Below are 18,513 nucleotides of genomic sequence, written 5' to 3' on the forward strand. Positions count from 1 at the left end.
CTCTGGCCACGCTTCTTCCTCCCATTACTTGTCCATAGTCCGGGCGGCCATCACTCGGTCGGACAGCCAAAGTCCGGGTTTTTTGGCCAACGCACTTCACGACGCAATAAATTGCTATTTTTAGTCAAACGTTATGAGTAATTCAGATTACATACCTGACTCAATAGTTTTATCACACATTCTTTCTGTTTTGCTATCTCTCTGGGGCTTGGCATTAATCGGACTAACCATCTCAATTATGCTGACCGTAAAGGAAAATGAAGCATTATTCATTTATGGAACTACGGAATATGGCGAAGGGGACTTTAGTTATCTCAAATTATCCGTGAGATTTCACAGCACTTTAATTCAAGGAATATTAGCGTTTATTGGAGGTGTGTTAATGCTATTTCGTAAAAACATTGGTTGGTCAATAGCTCTCGCAGTCGGAATTATTGAAATCATAAGGTTCATATGGTTCATTTTTGCGTTTGATCCAGATCCAGACATAAAAGAATTTTCAAAATTGCTTTCGGTCGGACTGGTGGCGTTCTTCATTATATTTTCATCTCTGTTGTTCTTACCCAGAATCCGAGAGCGCTTTACTGTTATTCGTAAAAATGGCTTGTCAGTACTTGTTATTTCTGCAGTAGTTCTACTTGACTACTTTCTGCTATAGAAAAACTACTCATAACAAAATAGGTAAAGCCCACGTCCGACTCTCGTCCACGCGCTTTTCGCCCATTATTTGTCCATAGTCCGGGCGGCCATCACGCGGTCGGACAGCCAGAGTCCGGGGTTTTGGCCTGCACACTTCGCACGCAATAAATTGCTAGCTTTACCCAAACGTTATGGCTCATTCCATGCAGGACCAATTGAAATACATAGAATTAAAAACTGGTTATTCTGATGACGGACCAGCATGGATAGGTATGGTGCAATTCTCAAAGTCTGGTAGGACAATTTACTTCAATGGTCAAGCATTCAAGTCGCTTAACGGACAGGGAGTTGGAGCTAATTACTATGATCTAGAATCACTAGATGAATATTGGATCTCAGGTGTAAAAAAAGACGGTACAGACCGCCATTGGGCTGGTGGAGGAAAAATTATGATCCAAAAAGACATAGTTGACCAATACTTGACCATAACCGGGTGGTCGGAACTTGACAAAAACCAATACGAATTAGTTGAAATTGCACCAACGGATAAGCAGTACTTTAAAGATTTGGAAAACGAGACACTGGAAGAGGAACTAGACTTCCAAAAACTCAAAGAAAAAGAACTTCACAAGTTGACTGATGAAGAACTCGATTTTCTGATTGAGGAATTTGAATATGATGTACAAAGCACCAAATTCAGCAAGGCAAGGCGCAGTTTGTCTCGCAAATTGACTGAACTGCAAGAGGAAAAAGAAAAACGAGCCATAACACAATAGGTAAAGTTCATGTCCGACACTCTGGCAACGCTTTTCCCTCCCATTACTTGTACATATCCGGGCTGCCATCACTCGGTCGGACAAACCAGAATCCGGGGTTTTGGCCACCGCACATCAAGACGGCATAAATGCCTAACTTTACCCAAACGTTGTGTGTAATTACCAGAACCCAATTGACTTCAGAATTCATTCATAGAATTACAGAAATCCTAAACAAGTTCAATGTCGACTATGTCGTAACTGGCGGAACTTCCAAAATAATTAGGGGCGAAGATTATTTGACATTTGATTTGGATATTGTAGTGGAAAATTCCAATGATAATTTAAATAGAGTGAACAAGTTCGTACATCAAATTACGTCAGAGAAAATTGATCTTACGGATAATTTCAAATCAAACAGAATTACAAGAATAAATACGTTTCCATTCTCAATTGATATAATGCCTAGATTAGACGGTCTAGAAAATATTAACATCTTCAAAAACTCTGAATTAGTGGAATTCGAAGGACGAAAAATCCCATGCATTTCAGAAAGTGATTTGATGAAAAACTATAAAAGCTTTAAGACATGAACGAACAAAAGATGGTATTCGTAATCAACAGTTCCAAATCAAATTACGAGAATTCTCCTGAATTTGCGTCAATTTCATCCTACATAAAACCTACCATGTGGCATGCGGATGGTGATATAGAAACCTTCTGCACTGAGATATCCTATTCGACATTTAAACTGTTGGACAATCAATTCTCATTCGACTTTGACAGATCAGCAAAGCAAGAAGGAAAAGTATCTTACAAAGAATTTCTCAATGAAAATGAAATTCAGAGCCTGAGTTATTTCGATTATGGTGGGGAGAAAATATACCGATTGCTTTTACACGACATGGACTGGTATAAAGTAAAATCAAAGGATTTGAAATTGATTTGTGACAAACTTCAAAATTATTTGGCATCTCATCAAATTCTGCATAGCACCGAAGTAATCACTGAAGACTTAGACAAGCTGTCTGCTATTGCTGAGTTCTGTAGCTCCAATAATCTGAATTTGTCAGTGTTCGACCCAAACTTTTAAAACTACACACAACACAATAGGTAAAGTTCATGCCCGACACTCTGGCCGCGCTTTTCCCTCCCAGCACGTGTACATATCCGGGCTGCCATCACTCGGTCGGACAAACCAGAGTCCGGGGTTTCTTGCCAGCGCACATCAAGACGGCATAAATGCCTAACTTTACCCAAACGTTATAAGCAATTACGATTTGGACGAAGAGTTATTCAATAGTATTAAGGACAATGCACTTGGGTGGGAATTCGACTGGTTTGCATTTGATAAAAAAGGACAAATCGGAATGTTCACAACATTTTATGGCTGCATAGTTCCAAGTCAAGTTTGGGAATCTTATGAAAACTACGGAAATACTTTGAACTACTTTATTGGTTTGCAACCTGAACTTACACCGGAACAAATACTGGACTCAATTCCTGGGCAGACCAATGACTGGAAAGAATATGCCAAAACAGGACTTTTTGCTCATAATTACGAAAGCACGGACTACGGTGCTACAAAAGATTATTATGAATTGAAAGTCAAACCAGAAAAACCATTGCTCAAAGCGGACTTGAAATTGGAAAAGCAGTATATCGAAGCAATGCCTGTGCTAGATGTAGAGTTTGGAGTTGACACCCAAATCAACAGTAAAGGGATTGAAAAACTGCTTATAACATAATAGCTAAAGCATACGTCCGACACTTGGCCGGCGCGCTTTCGCCCATTACTTGCCCATAATCCGGGCGGCCATCTCGGTCGGACAGCCAGAGTCCGGGGATTTTTTGCCCGCACACTTCGCACGCAATAAATTGCTAGCTTTAGCCAAACGTTATGCACAATTGCAGTATGGACGGAATCACCTTCATAGAAAATGTAATCCCTAATCCTGAAAAACTCTACGAAAAACTAGAGCTTTCAGTCAATTGGGATGAACGCATGCACGCTCGAAAGACAGCAAGCTACGGAGTTGCATATAACTATTCACAAATCAGTTATCCTTTTCAAGAATTTACGCCTGAACTTGTTGGACTGCTTGATTTAATTGAAAAACATCTCGGTTTCAGACCGAATAATTGCTTAATCAACTTTTATCTTGACGGAAAGTCAACCATGGGTTGGCATTCGGATCAGACAGATATTTTGCATGACGGAACAGGTGTAGCAATTATTTCTCTTGGAGACACTCGGTCACTGAGATTCAGAGAAATTGCAAATAAAGAAAATAAATTAGACTTCCCATTACCAGCTGGATCACTGATTTATATGACACAGGAAGTTCAGGATCTTTGGCATCATTCTGTACCTAAATCGCCAGAAAGCAAAGGTAGAATGAGTCTGACATTTCGTAGAATTAAATAACTGTGCATAACACAATAGGTAAAGCACATGTCCTTCCCATTTTTGCCAACTCACTTGCACCCATTACGTGCCCATGAAGTGGTTTTTGCCTTCACACGGTCGGACAGCCAGAGTACGGGTTTGGCCAGCGCACTTCACGTCGCAATAAATTGCTAGCTTTACCCAAACGTTAGGGGTAATTGTCTGTAGGACAAAAACCAACCTAACGGACCCAAAACTTGAAAACAAAGCATATTCATATCGCTTACGGACTGACAGCTCTATTATTGCTGTTTATGTCTTTATTCACTGGAGCAACATTTGATATTGCATTGCATGATACATATGTAGTCATACCAAATTGGCACATTTTCATTGTGCTTTCATTTCTATTCGGACTGTACTTTATTGTCGCTTACCTACTTTACAAGAATTCAAGAGCTATGCGAAAAGTTTTGGGCCTAATTCATTGGTCAATTACTGTACTCGGACTAATTACGAGTGCATTGCTAGTTAAAAATATAATCAACGAAACACCAAGACGATACTATGATTATAGTGTGTATGATCCTGAAAATACTTACTCAAACTCTACAGACTTGAATTATGTCTTAGGGATAGTTCTAATCATCACACTAATCGCCCAACTGCTATTCGTTCTGAATTTGGTTTTAGCACTGACCAAAAAAGAGTGAAAAACTACCCCTAACATAATAACTAAAAATCATGTCCGACACTCTGGCCACGCTTCTTCCTCCCATTACTTGTCCATAGTCCGGGCGGCCATCACTCGGTCGGACAGCCAAAGTCCGGGTTTTTTGGCCAACGCACTTCACGACGCAATAAATTGCTATTTTTAGTCAAACGTTGTACGCCATTAGATGAAAGTTTCAGATAATCAAATAAGGTTTGTGCTAATAGATTCTGTTAATGATGATATCATGCAACTGTGGGAAATTAATTCTGACTTACAACGTGAATTTGGCTCTGAACCAAATTTAATTGAACGGACTGTAAAACTAATTTTGGAATATCTTGAAACAGGACTTATTTGTGCAGGTAAATTAGACTGGAAAAATTCAAGTCCAGAGTTTAATAGAATTTCTCTATCGGAAGCTCAGGCTGTAATTCGAGATCATGAAAATTGGAAAAATTTTGATTCAAATTCTGGCAAAGAGTGGAGCTATGCTCTCAGTTCTACCAACCTTGAAAATTCAATTGCAGAGGAGAACCGTCTGGCTACCATAGTGAAAAACGGCGCACAACATAATAGCTAAAATTCATGTCCGACACTCTGGCCACGCTTTTACCGCCCATTACGTGTCCATAATCCGGGCGTCCAACTCGCGGTCGGACAGACCAGAATCCGGGGTTTTTCCCCACCGCACATCAAGTCGCCATAAATGGCTAATTTTAGCCAAACGTTATGCACAATTACGCAAAAATAATCAAAGTACTTACCTTAATTTTTTTGTTTTGCACAAAGACCACCTTTTGCCAAGAGATTAATATAAACTGGAAAGCTTATCAGTCTGAAATAAATAAAGCCGACAGAAATTTTAGAAATCAAAAATTCCAGAAAGCTCTCAATCATTACAAAATAGCCTCAAAAGAATGGAAATTCAACTATGTACAAAGTATGATCTCAATTTGCGAATCTTTGGTTGACAAAATTGAAAATTCAAAGAATCCAAATCTGGCAGTAGTCTCGTTCGCCGATTCTTTATTTACTAAAAGAAATTATTGCTTGTCATATCGAATTTATTCAGGATGTAAACAAGACGCTCATGTCACTTCTAGAATAAATGATATTGATAAAATGGTAATACATTGTGATTCAGATGAAGAGCAATATTTCGCAATTATTCAGACAGCAGAAAAATATGTTAAAGAAGGAAACCATGAAAAAGCATTACTGTTGTTTCAAAGAGCATTAGCTATTAATCCTAATGATCCATATCCAAAAAAGAGAATTACGGACTTAGGTGGTTAAAACTGTGCATAACACAATAGGTAAAGCAAAGCGTCCTCCCTTGTCCATCACACTTGCTCCCATTTGCGTGTACATATCTTGGTTTGGCCACTTCACGTAGGACGCGCCCAGTATCCGGGGTTTGGCCTGCGCACTTTCGCACGTAATTTGTATTTGCTGCGCAAACAACAAATCACTAGCTTTAGCCAAACGTTATGCTTCATTCCGAACCAGAAATTAATGACTTAGAAGTAATGGCTATTTTCAGAATGGCACTAGAGAAGTCTATAATTGAACAGAAATCTGTAGTTGAATGGTCGGACAAAATCATATCTTCAAATCCAGAAAATGTCCCTGACTTTGCGCTCGAACTAAGTATATCTGGCAACTACGGAGTTAATGAAGCTGTTCACTTATTGCGTGAAAACGAGTCAACTTTGGAAAATCCAGTGTTATGGAAAATCTTATACGGACTTGTAGGCCTATTTTATCGGGAAAAGCAAATCGAACTCTCGCGTGCATGCAATGCTATTGCTGATTTTGCCAATGAAATTATGTCAAAAACCGAATATGACCTATTTGGAATGTCAGTGTCTGATGCATACTTTCTTGCTGAAAATGGTTCTTATGGAAATTTGGAGAATGTCGAAAAGTCTTTACTAGAATTAACAGAAGAACAATTGCATCTTGGCAAGTGGTTCAGATCAAAATACTTAATGCAGAAAAACGAAGCATAACACAATAGCTAAAGCAAAGCGTCTACCCTTGGCCAGCACACCTGCTCCCAATGGCGTGTACAAAGTCCTGGTTTGGCCTAACACGGTGGACTACCAAAGTACGGGGTTTTGGCCTGCGCACTTTCGCACGCAATAAATTGCTAGCTTTAGCCAAACGTTAGCATTAATTACCCAAAACATGAAATTCCATCTCTTTATTCTACCGTTTTTGCTGTTTGCATGTGCTGGAACTGAGCAAGAAAATAATGCGGAGCAAGAAGAAACAAATCTCGATAAGAATGACGAGCCAACTTTCACAGGATACTTATCGAAAATTCCAGATGAAAAATTGCCTTTTGAAATTGATTGCAGCACTCCATTTTTTAAGTTTGATATCAGTTATAAAGTTTATGAAAAGTATATCCCTGAAGGAGGCTCCACTTATAGCAAACTGATAACGGAAGCTGGACACAACCTGGTTGTTTACACATTTGCCGGTGACATCATCAATCCAATACTATATTCATACGATTCCAACGGACAAGTAATTGACTCATTATGGCTGTATAATGGATCATGCAACGGAGACCCTTGGCTTGAGAGTAGCTGTCACACTATCGTAAGAGAAGATTTAACAATCGAAATGCATGATACTATTCAACACTATTTCTTCAATGACACTATTAGAAGACTAGACTCAACCTCTCTTGAAACTGAGCTTTACAAGGTCAACGAAGAAGGAAAGTTCGCATTTGTTAGCAAAAATACCGTGTTATTAGGAGTAGAAAACTAATGCTAACATAGTAGGTAAAGCTCACGTCCGACACTCGTCCACGCGCTTTTCGCCCATTACTTGTCCATAGTCCGGGCGGCCACCACTCGGTCGGACAGCCAAAGTCCGGGATTTTTTGCCTACACACTTCGCACGCAATAAATTGCTAGCTTTAGCCAAACGTTATGTGCAATTATGGGACTGAAACGGGCAATTGACCAGTATTCTGGTAACAATCAAACTTTAGAAGAACATTACGAATTCTTGAAAGGATACAATCCCATACTTTCACAAAACATGATTCAATGTCTTAAAGTTTTAAACGATAATCTGAAAAAAAGGGATTACTATGCATTCACTTCACATGAAACTTTAGTCTTTGTGGATGGACATAGATCGAATTCGAACCCTATAGCATTCGTTCAATGCAAATTTCAGCAACCAGAACTTCTTGAAGTGGGTATTTGTAAAGGACCAAATCTCCAAGATAGAGTTTTAACAAAGTCTGATCTGACCATTTCGGAAGCAATGGAAACTATATTGAGTTATTTGCAAAAATGAAAAACTGCACATAACACAATAGGTAAAGCGCATGACCTAACCATTTTTACCTTCACCCCTAAAAGCCATCAGGATCGCACCCAATTCAACTAAAATTTCATTTTCGTTGAACAAAGTAAATTGTTAGTTTTAGCCAAACGTTAACATTAATTAAAACCAAAACTTAAAACTATGGGACTGTTCAGTAGGAAAAAGAAATCGAATTCAGAAGAGCCAAAAAAGCAAGAAAGCTCTCAGCTTGATGAATTCACACAACAAATGTCGGACACTGCTGAACAATGTGTAGCCCGTTTTAAGGATCGCCATAATTTGGATTTTTCGGTGAAAAGTCTCGAGTTAATTGATGAACTTCTTGAAGAAGCTTCTGACTTTTACCCAGAAATGCCGGACGGACAAAAAAAGGGAATGATCCAATCGTTTGGTTCATACATATTTGAAGTCGCTCGAAGAAATTATGGCGGAAAATACTTTTGGTATGACCAGGGAAATCAACCAATATTTGTCACTGGACAACCAAAGTTTGAAATCTCTTTAATTGCTTTCGACAAAGTCAAAGGAAGACTGGAAAATGGAAAAGAAGATAATATCCCATTCTTCTTTGCCGGTTACACTGAAAGAGTCGAGAGCGCTAAGGAGGGTGATCGCGCTACCATTGTGTAGAAAACTAATGTTAACATAATAGCTAAAGCTAAGCGTCCACCCTTGGACGCCGCACTTGCTCCCATTTGAGTGTCCAAAGTTCTGGTTTGGCCTAACTCGGTAGACAGCCATCCCGAGGACTCGGGAGGTTTTTTTTGCCTACACTCCCGATAGCTATCGGGATCGCACGCAATTCAACTACAAATTCATTTTTGTTGAACAAAGTAAATTGCTAGATTTAACCAAACGTTATGCTTCATTCAGTCATCAGCATTTTACAACCGAATATCTTAATAGCAGCAGCAGTTGCTTTAATATTCTGTTCTTGTAATGGTGAAAATACATCTAGTAATGAAAATGTCAACGATATCAATAGTTCTGAAGATTTGACAATTTGGACTTATGATCCTGTTAAAGACACCATTTTATTGAATGAAGAATTTCCAATTGAGTCACTTCATTTAGATCAAATATTAGAGATTCAAAATTCAAACTATGATAACAAAGTATTCTTAGAATACTCTAAAAAATCTAATGACGCAATCTTTGTAAAAATCCAAGACAGTAAATTTCTAACTCAAAGGATGGGAAGCACGGGTGCATATGAATATATGGTATCCGCGACTTTTAATCTGACTGAACTACCTGATATTAACTTCGTGAATTTTGATTTTGAAATAGGTGATCATGCTAGTCCTGGCACTTATAACCGCAACCATTTTTGGAATGAAATACTGCCTGAAAATGACAGTTTATTTTATCGATATATCGAGTACTTGGACGTTGTTTTTCTCGACAAGAATCCAAAAAACACACTCCCATATACTCCCATTCTCGTTGGTACAGACTCGTCTTATGGATGGCGTAACACGGATATTGCCAGAGTAATAGGATTTTTAGACAAGGCTACTAATCGGCATACGCAATTTGAAATCAGTTATGGGACATTTGGTGCTTACATCAACAATTATACTGATTCACTGTATAATCTAGAGCGCATGGAATGGCTCAATTTATATGAAAAACGAAGCATAACAAAGTAAGCAAGGCTAACTTCCAACCTTCATTTATCAAACATTAAAACCCAATTCAACTACAATTTCATTTTCGTTGAACAAAGTAAATTGCTAGCTTTAGCCAAACGTTAGCTACAATTACAATAGGAACCACCATGACTTCAGAGGAATTTGTAAAAGGGTTTAAAGACCTAAAAGATGACTTGATCAAAGAATACTTGAACTCGCAACAAACAGAAGTTGGGAAGAAAATTGCGGAACTACATCTTGAAGATAAATCTCAAATTAAATCTATCCTAGACGGTGCTCTGACAGACTGCATGTACTCAATTTTACTTGGGTTGGACGGGTGTGCAAGTATTGGAAATAATATGCAACAGCCTTTTCAAATCAAAGATGAAAACGGACAAGCAGTGTCTGAGGGAGACGGCACCTTAGAAGCACTAGCATATGACTTTTTTCATGGTGAAAGATCCTGATTGAAAAACTGTAGCTAACACAGTAAGCAAAGCTCACGTCCGACACTAGTCCATCTCACTTTGTGCCCAATGGCACGTCCATAAAGTGCTTTTTGCCTTCACATCAACTTCGCCAAGGCTACGTTGATTCAAAACGGTCGGACAGCCATCCCGAGTCCTCGGGATCGCACGTAATTCAACTACAATTTCATTTTCGTTGAACAAAGTAAATCACTAGCTTTAGCCAAACGTTATGAGTAATTAGCGGTTATAACTTATGAGCAAAAAATATTCAGCTGACAATATACAATCTCTTTCTGCAGGTGAACACGTTAGGAAAAGACCTGAAATGTATTTTGAGGACTGTTTTAAAAATGGAACTTTAGACTCGTTGCCCTTCGAGGTACTTTGTCATGCAATAGATGAATATTTTGAGGGAAATTGTAATCAAATCAACATAGAAATCAGTGATTTCGCATTTTCTGTAGAGTATAATGCTAGTATGTCTTTGGAATTAATTCATGGCTTAACTAAAGCTGAAGTTATAATGACCAAAATAGGGGCATGCTCAAATCAAAAGAAACATCTTGAAGTAGGAGCAGAATTCTGCAGAATAGGCATGGCAGCTATCAATTTTGCCTCGAAAGAAAGTAAGGTTTCTACCGTATGGGTAAATCAAAAGGGAATTTTGACTTTCCAAAATGGAAAAACTCAATCAGTAGAGATTTTAGATTATCCAAACTCAAAACCTCACACTAAAATCGAGATTAAAATTGATCAATCTATTTTCCCAGAACTAAAATTCACTGAGGAAGGCGTATCTCAAAAAGCAAAAGAATTGCAAAACAAACTAAACAAGCTCAAAGTAACCGTCAAAAAAATATAGGAGTAGAAAACTATTCATAATACAATAGGTAAAGCACATGTCCTTCCCTTTTTTGCCAACTCTCCCGATAGCTATCGGGATCACACGCAATTCAACTACAATTCCATTTTCGTTGAACAAAGTAAATTGCTAGCTTTAGCCAAATGTTATGTGTTATTGACGATTTGACTTATTCATGGATACGATTTTTTACCATCCATGAACATTTTCAACTTAAACTTTAGAAAGAAAACATCAGACTCAGACATTTCTGAAAATGACTTACCTGTTAATTCCTCAAAATACAAATTGACTTTTATCATCCATTCTTCCCATTCTGCTAACTGCTGTTCTCTCCACTTTGGGAAATTTTCGATCTTGACTTTTTCTCCGTCAATAATTGTAACCGTATCTCCGTTTTCCTTGTTTATAAAATCTTCAACATACTCATCACCCTGAATATATTCACCGTTACTAAGAACCTGACCAGAATTATACAATATAATCTCATTGCCCAACCACCACATCATCCTCCTGCTTTTTTCAAGACTAATCCCTTCTCCATATGGTCTGTTATCATAACACCATGAACGAATTGAATCTTCTGTACTGAAATCGTCCAATTTATATGCTCGACTAAAACTGTCCAGCTTTTCATTTTTCACTACGTACAAACTGTCAAGAACAGCTTTCAATGAATCCTGATATGGTTTATTCTTAACTTTTGATACAACGTATTTAATTTCAGCATCTTGAACATGCTCCTCCAAAATACAAAACTGACATTCTGCTGTTACATCAACGTATTCAGAATCACTTTGACACGAAGAAAATAAAAATAGATTACAAAGTGTTACTAATACTATACGCATAGACTAAATATATTGTAAAAAAACAACACATAACACAATAGCTAAAGCTAAGCGTCCACCCTTGGCCACCACACTTGCTCTCAATAGCGTGTCCATAAAGTAGTTTGGCCTTCACATCAACTTCGCCAAGGCTACGTTGATTCAAAACGGTCGGACAGTCAGAGTACGAATTGGCCACCGCACTTCAAGACGGCATTCTACTTCAATTTCGCTTCCGTAGAACAAGGTAAATGCCTAACTTTAGCCAAACATTATGTTCAATTCCCAAAACATACCCAACCCATGAACATATTTAAATCATTATTCAAACCTAAAGGCAGCATTTTCGAAGGACTAGTAGATGAATCTGGTACTGGAGGAGTTTTGGACAAAGGCGATACATGGACTCTATTTTTTTCAGTACTTGCATACAGTGAAAACGATTCTGACTTAATTGAGGAAAAAATTACAGTACATAAAACTACGACTCAAGAAAAGGCGAAAAAACTCATGAACCAAATTGAACCTTTGTCTTTGCTCAAATTTTCGGGCGAAATAGTCCAAGAAAAAAATAGACGGAAACTAATCATGAATGATCTTATCGATTCTAATTGGAAAAATGAGAAGTTCACAAGCTTTATTGCAGATAGAATTAAGCCTGTGCATTTTGAAAGTTCATTATTCGGACAATTGACTTTGGAAAGAGCATATGACTGGTTTAGTGGAACTGGAACTTGGTGTGAGCATAAGGTTGGAATTAATTACAGTTCGCAGGAACACAATGCTGCCAAGGTCGAAGAATTCGCAAAGACCGTTGTTTCAGACCAAACTGAATGGAGCAAGAAAATCAATTCAGGAATAATCAAGGATTTATTAAATCTAAAAAACACATCCTGGTTAGAAGATGATGAGCCGACAATTTCAGAACAAGATTTTCTAGACAAAATCTCATTGGAGACAATCACTTTTTATGATGATGGTTCATTCGAATTCTGGTACAATGATGGCGATTTATTCTGGGGACATTCCATTCAAGTTGACGGATCTATCAATGATGGCATTGACAGAGCAACCATAGTTGGATAACCAGAGTAGAAAACTGAACATAACATAATAGCTAAAGCTAACGTCCTCCCTTGGCCGGCTCACTTTCACCCATTACGTGTCCATAATCCGGGCGGCCATCATCAACTTCGCTGAAACTATGTTGATTGAGAGCGGTCGGACAGCCAGTATCCGGGGTTTTGGCCTACACTCCCGATAGCTATCGGGATCACACGCAATTCAACTACAATTTCATTTTCGTTGAACAAAGTAAATTGCTAGCTTTACCCAAACGTTAGCTACAATTATGAAGTACGTCATTGTTTTCATATTTCTTTCATTCCAACTTGGAACATTTTGTCAATTAGATACGATTTGGACATTGAAAAATAGCAAACATCATATAGGAAGAATCTATTCTGATAGTACTCTTTACCAATCATTTGATTTAAATTATGAAGAGTATTCTTACTTCAGCCCTGACTCAAGTAAGCAAATTATAATTTACGAAACACCAAGCATACATAATGATAGTATTGTAGAAGGTGTTGGGACATTATCAGGAGACGATTATTTCCGAAATGGGACAGTCAAGACTTATTATCCAAATGGTAATCTAAAAGAGATTATTAATTATAAAAGTGGGTTACTCAATGGAAAATATGAACTTTATTATAAATCAGGAAACCTTGCTGTAACCGGACAATACTTAAAACATGCCAGAATTGGAAAATGGAAATACTTTTATAATAATCAGACCGTGATTTCGCAAAAGGAATACAATGGCACCATGACTGTCTGCTGGGTTTATCCTCCAACATTAGAATCAATTTACTTTTCGGAAGGATATACATTAATCCATTCTGATGAAAAAATTCAGACTTTCAAAGACACTTACTGCCCTGGAGGTTACTGCAGTCTCACTTGGATCAATTTGTAATTGGATTGTAGGAAACTACAGCTAACATAATAGCTAAAACATACGTCTGACCTTTGGCCAGCGCAGTCGTTCGCAATTTAGGTTTGCTGCGCGCACCATAAATTGCTAGCTTTACCTAAACGTTAGGTGTCATTACCAATGAGACAGTTTATCTATAATATTTTCCTTGTATCAATTTTATCAAGCTGCTATTCAGAAAGCTCTGAAAATAATGTATTAGAGGACTACAAACATGATAACATAGATCAGTTGGACTCAACTGAGGATCATACAGAACAAATCCTTAACATTCTAGATAGTATTGATTATTCAATTCAATTTATAGAAAAGCTTAAAGACATACCTGCAAAAACTATATCTCTTAGTGATAGCTTATTTATAATTGACCAAACTGACACATTCATATTTCCTCAAAATCTGAATTTAGAAGAGGATATCGTTTTTACTGGAAAGAAAGATCATGTTGCAATTGCTTTGTCTCTAAAAAGAATAAACCAAACATCTCTTAACTATCGCTTCGAAATGGTAGAATTTGGTAATTCAAGTTATTTTCAAAATGGTATTTTGACATTAACTCCAAATTTCTACGAAGAAAATTATCTGGCCGAATATAATGACATCACAGACTCATGTTCTTTCCGAATTTTTATTGGTCCAGATGAAGAAACAGGATCTTCATTGTCATGCAAGCTTATAAAAGACTGTAACGACAAACTAAAAAATATTGAAGATCAGGATTTCCCAGTACTTCTACCAAAGTAAAAAAAACGCCATCTAACATAATAACTAAAGAATATGTCCACCCTTGGCTAGCTCACCCAATAGCTATCGGGATCGCACGCAATTCAACTACAATTTCATTTTCGTTGAACAAAGTAAATTGCTAGTTTTAGGCAAACGTTAGCATTAATTACACGCCATGATCTTTAGATTATTATTAGTCATATTGTTTGGAGTTATTGTTTCGTGTTCTTCGGAATCTGAATCAGAATCTCAAGAGAAAGTGGTAAAGAATTATCTAAGACTTTTATCCGAAGGAAAATGTGATAAAGCTTATGAATTAACACTTGAATATGAAAATGATATCCCTCAAGATTCAACGGAATTAGAATGTGATAAATTCCATATGGATATTAAAACATGTTCTTGTAAAACGGACGGTGAAACTGCATATTGTTTCGTCAAATATCAAACATCAATTCAATCTCAGTCTGAAAATTACAACTTAAAAAAAGTTGATGGGGAGTGGTTAATATCTCTGGCTAATAATGACAAGTAAAAGTTCTGCTAGCTTAAAAATATTGGAGTGAAAAACTAATGCGAACACAGTTGCTAAAGCATACGTCCACCCTTGGCCAGCGCTCTTTCGCCCATTACGTGTACACAGTCCGGGCGGCCATCAACAACTTCGCTGAAGCTATGTTGATTGAGAGCGGTCGGACAGCCATCCCTAGGACTCGGGAGGGTTTTGGCCCGCGCACATCAAGACGGCATTCTACTTCAGCTTCGCTTCCGTAGAACAAGGTAAATGCCTAACTTTACCCAAACGTTATGGTTAATTCAAAAATATGCTTGCAATGCGAAACTATGTCATTCTGATAGCATTAGCGGTTATTACTACAGCTTGTCCTGGACCATGTGTGTATGAAGAAAAAACTGTTGATGCATACGTATCATTTTTTGAATTAGAAAATGATGAAGTAACCTTTGTCACTTTTAAACCAGTGGAGAAGAATCAAAATAGTTCAGCTTGGGAGACGGACGCAACTAACAAAAAGACTTGGGTAGATTTGAACCGTGAAGAAATGACAGAGTTGGAAATAGACTTTTCAAAGGAAATTGCACAGGACACAACTATCATTTACGAAGTCACTGGTTCATTCATTACTGAAGGCACTTGCTCTCCATCAAGCATTTCAAAAATAAAGAGGTTGAAAAACTAGCCATTGCACAGTAAGCAAAGCTTACGTCCACCCTTGTCCATCTCACATATACGCCCATTACTTGTCCAAAGTCCAGGCGGCCATCATCAACTTCGCCAAGGCTACATTGATTCAAAACGGTCGGACAGCCATAGTCCTGAGGTTTGGCCAGCACTCTCGATAGCAATCGGGATCGCACACAATTCAACTACAATTTCATTTTCGTTGAACAAAGTAAATTGCTAGCTTTACCTAAACGTTATGTACAATTACCAATGGTACGTTTACTTCTTCTCAAACTAATAATTTTGGTTTTTGCATCTTGTTCTAATCAAGAACCAGAGAGCTATATTCAACAGGTAGACAACAAACAGAATGTAATTTATTCAGAACCAAATTTTGATACTACAATTCAGAACATGACGCTCTCTATGTATAATGAGGACTACCAACTAGAAATAAAAATGTATTCACTCAATGATAGTTTGGTCAAGAACCCCATTTACATAAATTCAGAAGAATATGACACAATTACAAAAGTCACTCATAATAATGTAGCTTCAATTATTTTAAATAAAGGATCACAAGAAATTTTTCAAAAAACTGTTTACAAGGAAACCTTTGAAGACAGTTTGGATCCAGAAATGATGGACAACATTCACTTGTACAGTGTCAATTATGAAGCTGTTCGAACTAACAGACTTTATTTTGAAGCAAATCTTGGTGTTCCAGAAACTGAAGTGACTTTTGAAGCGCAATTAGCAATTTTCTACCAAACAGATAAACTTGGTCGTCTAGACTACTGGGGAGTAAAACCTTTGGAATAATATTAGCTTGAAAACTGTGCATAACACAGTAGGTAAAGCGCATGTCCCTCCTTTTTTTTGCCAAATCTCCTGTTAGCTATCGGGATCGCACGCAAATCAACTACAATTTCATTTTCGTTGAACAAAGTAAATTGCTAGCTTTAGCCAAACGTTATGGGCATTTATAAATTCTACCTGATATTGATTTTCCTAATAGTGTCAAAATCATACGCTCAGGAAATTCGTCTGGAAATTTATAATAGCACCAAGTTTGATCTTTCAAATGTGCAGTTAGGTGGAGAATCAATCAAATTGCTAAAATCCGGAAAGACTAAAACCTTAATTGTTAAAACTGCAATTGATTGGCAAGATGGTGCGCCATTTGGAAATGTAGTTGCCCAGGTGAAGAAACATGGCGAAAAACGTTATTGGAAATTGGATTGCGGAACAGGACTACATTCAATTTCTTCTGGAACTTATTGCGTATCAATCGTCATGTCTCCAACAGAAAATAAAGAAGGCTATTATTTGTTTTGGCGCAGAAATACCGGCGTAAAAAACTGCCCATAACACAATAGCTACAGCTAACGTCCACCCTTTGGCCGCGAGCATTACGCCCAATGCGTGTTCACTATCCGGGCAACCATCATCAACTTCGCTGAAGCTATGTTGATTGAGAGCGGTCGGACAGACCTTGCTTAGTCGAAGCGGCTACGCGAAGGCAATGCAGAGTCCGGGATTTTTCGCCCATAATCCCGATAGCTATCGGGATCGCACGCAAGTCAACTGCAATTTCATTTTCGTTGAACAAAGTAAATTGCTAATTTTATTCAAACGTTATGGTAAATTGAAAATGAGAGTTTTAGCAATTATATTTTTTCTGTTAGTACAAGGAACTCTATTCTCTCAAAAATGGACCCCAGAGCGCGCAGGGATTCAGAAGACCTTGGATTCAAATAAAGCTTTTTTAATAAAAAATACCATTCAATTTAAACCTGAAATATTGGACAGATCTAATCTGAAAAAAATTGAATCTGAATCCAAAGGTTGCAACGTAATACAAGCAATTGAAAGTGCAGGTGCCTGGAAGAAAAAAGATACATTATTGCAATTCATATCTTTTTATCCTGACACCACAAGCATCTATAATGGCTACTTAAAAATATTTCCCGACCTAAAATACGAGTTTGTCCTAACAGAAATGAAATCAAAAAATTCTAGTGAAAATGTTGTTGAAATAACATCATGCAAAATCATGTCCACCAGTCTTAGAAAACTCAAAAAAGGAGAAATCTATTTAGATGTAAGTTTTAAATCTTTGATTTGTAAGAAAGAATCAAGACTCGTGCTGATTGTGATAAGTTGATTGAAAACTTTCCATAACACAATAGCTACAGCTAACGTCCACCCTTTGGCCGCGAGCATTACGCCCAATGCGTGTTCACTATCCGGGCAACCATCATCAACTTCGCTGAAGCTATGTTGATTGAGAGCGGTCGGACAGCCCAGAGTCGTGACTGGCCGACTCACTCGCGCCAGCATAAATGCTTATATTTACTCAAACGTAATGGCTAATTCCTTGGACCTATGAACACAATGTTTAAGATCATCATTCCTATTATTTGCATCACACTAATCCAAAGTTGTGGTCAATCTGACAGCCAAACTGAAAGTTCGGAAGAACTTGAAAATCTTCGTTCAGAAAATGAAATATTAAAGGCTGAAATTGATAGTCTAAATTCAATTCTTGAGAATGAAAAGCTTGAACCCATTGCTTTAAATAACTCTTACAGATTGAATTTAACTGAAGGAGACTCAATTGAATTTTTGTTTGGACTCTTTTACAACAGACCAAATTTAGCAAGTACTTTTTATGCCGACATCTTCACAAACCAAGATTCTTTAAAATTAGCGCAAGATGATCCCAACAATTACCAATTTATGTACGAAATAGACCTATTAAAAGATGAACCAGTTGCAAGTATTCCTTTGAGCTTTCCTTACATCAATTCAGATTTCTGCGTTGTCGGAGGCGTTATGGAGGTTCAATCTGCCACAGGCATAAAGTACATTCCACTTCAGTTCAATTTGAACCTATAAAAGGAGTAGAAAACTAATGCTAACATAATTAGCTAAAGTTCATGTCCGAG

The 18,513-nt window shown here is 37.6% G+C and carries 26 protein-coding genes; 25 read left to right on the forward strand and 1 reads right to left on the reverse strand.

Annotation, left to right across the window (positions count from 1 at the left end):
* The first annotated feature begins 133 nt into the window (after positions 1 to 133).
* The 16 genes from K6119_RS07950 to K6119_RS08025 all read left to right on the forward strand — a co-directional run bounded on the left by K6119_RS07950 (position 134) and on the right by K6119_RS08025 (position 10,821).
* Positions 134 to 658, forward strand: coding sequence for a hypothetical protein (locus tag K6119_RS07950; protein ID WP_237828134.1), 525 nt, complete (start codon positions 134 to 136; stop codon positions 656 to 658).
* A 172-nt stretch (positions 659 to 830) separates the two neighbouring features.
* Positions 831 to 1,415, forward strand: a complete 585-nt coding sequence (locus tag K6119_RS07955; protein WP_221839138.1) for a hypothetical protein — start codon at positions 831 to 833, stop codon at positions 1,413 to 1,415.
* Positions 1,416 to 1,543: 128 nt separating this feature from the next.
* The gene (locus K6119_RS07960; protein ID WP_221839136.1) at positions 1,544 to 1,987 is read left to right on the forward strand and encodes a hypothetical protein; all 444 of its coding nucleotides are present in this window, start codon (positions 1,544 to 1,546) and stop codon (positions 1,985 to 1,987) included.
* Positions 1,984 to 2,487 (forward strand): hypothetical protein, encoded by a 504-nt coding sequence (locus K6119_RS07965; protein WP_221839134.1) that lies wholly within the window; start codon positions 1,984 to 1,986, stop codon positions 2,485 to 2,487. Before K6119_RS07960 ends, K6119_RS07965 begins: the two co-directional genes overlap by 4 nt.
* 187 nt (positions 2,488 to 2,674) lie before the next feature.
* Positions 2,675 to 3,142 carry a hypothetical protein gene (locus K6119_RS07970; protein ID WP_221839131.1) on the forward strand — a complete coding sequence of 156 codons (468 nt, stop codon included), beginning with the start codon at positions 2,675 to 2,677 and terminating at the stop codon, positions 3,140 to 3,142.
* 152 nt (positions 3,143 to 3,294) lie between these two features.
* Positions 3,295 to 3,822 carry an alpha-ketoglutarate-dependent dioxygenase AlkB gene (locus tag K6119_RS07975; RefSeq protein WP_237828135.1) on the forward strand — a complete coding sequence of 176 codons (528 nt, stop codon included), beginning with the start codon at positions 3,295 to 3,297 and terminating at the stop codon, positions 3,820 to 3,822.
* A gap of 218 nt (positions 3,823 to 4,040) precedes the next feature.
* The gene (locus K6119_RS07980; protein WP_237827995.1) at positions 4,041 to 4,496 is read left to right on the forward strand and encodes a hypothetical protein; all 456 of its coding nucleotides are present in this window, start codon (positions 4,041 to 4,043) and stop codon (positions 4,494 to 4,496) included.
* A gap of 186 nt (positions 4,497 to 4,682) precedes the next feature.
* Positions 4,683 to 5,078 (forward strand): hypothetical protein, encoded by a 396-nt coding sequence (locus K6119_RS07985; protein ID WP_237828136.1) that lies wholly within the window; start codon positions 4,683 to 4,685, stop codon positions 5,076 to 5,078.
* Between the two features lie 362 nt (positions 5,079 to 5,440).
* On the forward strand, positions 5,441 to 5,794 hold the full coding sequence (locus K6119_RS07990) for a tetratricopeptide repeat protein (protein WP_237828137.1): 354 nt from the start codon (positions 5,441 to 5,443) through the stop codon (positions 5,792 to 5,794).
* Positions 5,795 to 5,988: 194 nt separating this feature from the next.
* Complete coding sequence (locus K6119_RS07995; protein WP_237827994.1) at positions 5,989 to 6,510, forward strand: hypothetical protein; 522 nt, start codon at positions 5,989 to 5,991, stop codon at positions 6,508 to 6,510.
* 178 nt (positions 6,511 to 6,688) lie between these two features.
* On the forward strand, positions 6,689 to 7,282 hold the full coding sequence (locus K6119_RS08000; protein ID WP_237828138.1) for a hypothetical protein: 594 nt from the start codon (positions 6,689 to 6,691) through the stop codon (positions 7,280 to 7,282).
* Between the two features lie 174 nt (positions 7,283 to 7,456).
* Positions 7,457 to 7,822, forward strand: coding sequence for a hypothetical protein (locus tag K6119_RS08005; protein ID WP_221839120.1), 366 nt, complete (start codon positions 7,457 to 7,459; stop codon positions 7,820 to 7,822).
* A 171-nt stretch (positions 7,823 to 7,993) separates the two neighbouring features.
* A complete protein-coding gene (locus tag K6119_RS08010) occupies positions 7,994 to 8,482 on the forward strand; it encodes a hypothetical protein (RefSeq protein ID WP_221837883.1) in 489 nt (162 codons plus the stop codon).
* 230 nt (positions 8,483 to 8,712) lie between these two features.
* A complete protein-coding gene (locus tag K6119_RS08015) occupies positions 8,713 to 9,504 on the forward strand; it encodes a hypothetical protein (protein WP_221837887.1) in 792 nt (263 codons plus the stop codon).
* Positions 9,505 to 9,632: 128 nt separating this feature from the next.
* Positions 9,633 to 9,956, forward strand: coding sequence for a hypothetical protein (locus K6119_RS08020; protein WP_221837889.1), 324 nt, complete (start codon positions 9,633 to 9,635; stop codon positions 9,954 to 9,956).
* A gap of 256 nt (positions 9,957 to 10,212) precedes the next feature.
* Positions 10,213 to 10,821 (forward strand): hypothetical protein, encoded by a 609-nt coding sequence (locus K6119_RS08025; RefSeq protein WP_221837892.1) that lies wholly within the window; start codon positions 10,213 to 10,215, stop codon positions 10,819 to 10,821.
* Positions 10,822 to 10,994: 173 nt separating this feature from the next.
* Here the strand turns inward: K6119_RS08025 and K6119_RS08030 are convergent, their stop codons facing one another.
* The gene (locus tag K6119_RS08030) at positions 10,995 to 11,672 is read right to left on the reverse strand and encodes a hypothetical protein (RefSeq protein ID WP_221837895.1); all 678 of its coding nucleotides are present in this window, start codon (positions 11,670 to 11,672) and stop codon (positions 10,995 to 10,997) included.
* A gap of 282 nt (positions 11,673 to 11,954) precedes the next feature.
* Between K6119_RS08030 and K6119_RS08035 the strand changes: the two genes are divergently transcribed.
* The 9 genes from K6119_RS08035 (at position 11,955) to K6119_RS08075 (ending at position 18,463) form a co-directional block, all read left to right on the forward strand.
* Positions 11,955 to 12,737, forward strand: coding sequence for a DUF2262 domain-containing protein (locus tag K6119_RS08035; protein ID WP_221837898.1), 783 nt, complete (start codon positions 11,955 to 11,957; stop codon positions 12,735 to 12,737).
* A 265-nt stretch (positions 12,738 to 13,002) separates the two neighbouring features.
* Positions 13,003 to 13,635: a toxin-antitoxin system YwqK family antitoxin gene (locus K6119_RS08040; protein WP_221837901.1), complete on the forward strand. Its 633-nt coding sequence runs from the start codon at positions 13,003 to 13,005 to the stop codon at positions 13,633 to 13,635.
* Between the two features lie 138 nt (positions 13,636 to 13,773).
* Positions 13,774 to 14,397 carry a hypothetical protein gene (locus tag K6119_RS08045; RefSeq protein ID WP_221837904.1) on the forward strand — a complete coding sequence of 208 codons (624 nt, stop codon included), beginning with the start codon at positions 13,774 to 13,776 and terminating at the stop codon, positions 14,395 to 14,397.
* 157 nt (positions 14,398 to 14,554) lie between these two features.
* On the forward strand, positions 14,555 to 14,914 hold the full coding sequence (locus tag K6119_RS08050) for a hypothetical protein (protein WP_221837907.1): 360 nt from the start codon (positions 14,555 to 14,557) through the stop codon (positions 14,912 to 14,914).
* A 298-nt stretch (positions 14,915 to 15,212) separates the two neighbouring features.
* A complete protein-coding gene (locus tag K6119_RS08055; protein ID WP_221837910.1) occupies positions 15,213 to 15,578 on the forward strand; it encodes a hypothetical protein in 366 nt (121 codons plus the stop codon).
* Between the two features lie 287 nt (positions 15,579 to 15,865).
* Complete coding sequence (locus tag K6119_RS08060) at positions 15,866 to 16,384, forward strand: DUF4738 domain-containing protein (RefSeq protein ID WP_221837912.1); 519 nt, start codon at positions 15,866 to 15,868, stop codon at positions 16,382 to 16,384.
* 153 nt (positions 16,385 to 16,537) lie between these two features.
* The gene (locus tag K6119_RS08065) at positions 16,538 to 16,933 is read left to right on the forward strand and encodes a hypothetical protein (protein ID WP_221837914.1); all 396 of its coding nucleotides are present in this window, start codon (positions 16,538 to 16,540) and stop codon (positions 16,931 to 16,933) included.
* Positions 16,934 to 17,036: 103 nt separating this feature from the next.
* Positions 17,037 to 17,729 carry a hypothetical protein gene (locus tag K6119_RS08070; protein WP_221837917.1) on the forward strand — a complete coding sequence of 231 codons (693 nt, stop codon included), beginning with the start codon at positions 17,037 to 17,039 and terminating at the stop codon, positions 17,727 to 17,729.
* 221 nt (positions 17,730 to 17,950) lie between these two features.
* On the forward strand, positions 17,951 to 18,463 hold the full coding sequence (locus K6119_RS08075) for a hypothetical protein (RefSeq protein WP_221837919.1): 513 nt from the start codon (positions 17,951 to 17,953) through the stop codon (positions 18,461 to 18,463).
* Positions 18,464 to 18,513 lie beyond the last annotated feature (50 nt).

The organism is Paracrocinitomix mangrovi (assembly GCF_019740355.2).
GTDB lineage: Bacteria > Bacteroidota > Bacteroidia > Flavobacteriales_D > Crocinitomicaceae > Paracrocinitomix > Paracrocinitomix mangrovi.